At 50.5% G+C, this 554-nt stretch carries 1 protein-coding gene; it reads left to right on the top strand.

Translation table 11 applies throughout. The annotated features are described in order from the left end of the window. Positions 1-212: 212 nt before the first annotated feature. Positions 213-554: hypothetical protein (locus tag ACYVRA_RS08400; protein ID WP_461252274.1), on the top strand; the 342-nt coding region annotated here is incomplete at its 3' end.

Raw genomic sequence — 554 nt, 5'->3', positions numbered from 1 at the left:
CAACGGGCTGATTGAACCTACGCTGTAACGCGGTAATGCCTGTCTCTTATACACATCTAGATGTGTATAAGAGACAGATATTTGATATGGAATGGACAGAAACAACGCCGGGGAGGGCGACGACGTTGCGTAGGGGCGAAAGGTGTTTGCCAGTTACGGATTCGATGAGAAGGATAACTAAAACGGGTTAACAACAATTAACGGAGGATTTTATGAGGTTATTTGCACGGCATGGACGGGCGCTGTTATTGGCGGCAACTGTAACGGTCGGGGCGAATATGGTTTGGGCGCAGCAACAGCAAAACTTCACGGGCGACGGCGGCAAGGAGATAAGCCTTACCATATACGTCCCGCAATCGACTGGGCTCGCGAAAGACCAGAGCTACATCCCCGCGCTCGTGCAGGGGGAGTTCGTCAGCAACTTCTCAAATTACTCCGCTATTTCCATATTGGACTGGGAACGGTTAGACGATATATACGTCAAACTTGTAGTCGAAGCCTACGACAACAAGTCGGCGGCTAAGCAAGACGTAGTGTTGGGACGTTTAGCGCCT

This window comes from Treponema sp. R8-4-B8 (assembly GCF_054786175.1).
Note: the sequence above shows the minus strand (reverse complement) of the source record. Positions and strands in the feature narration are given on the sequence as shown.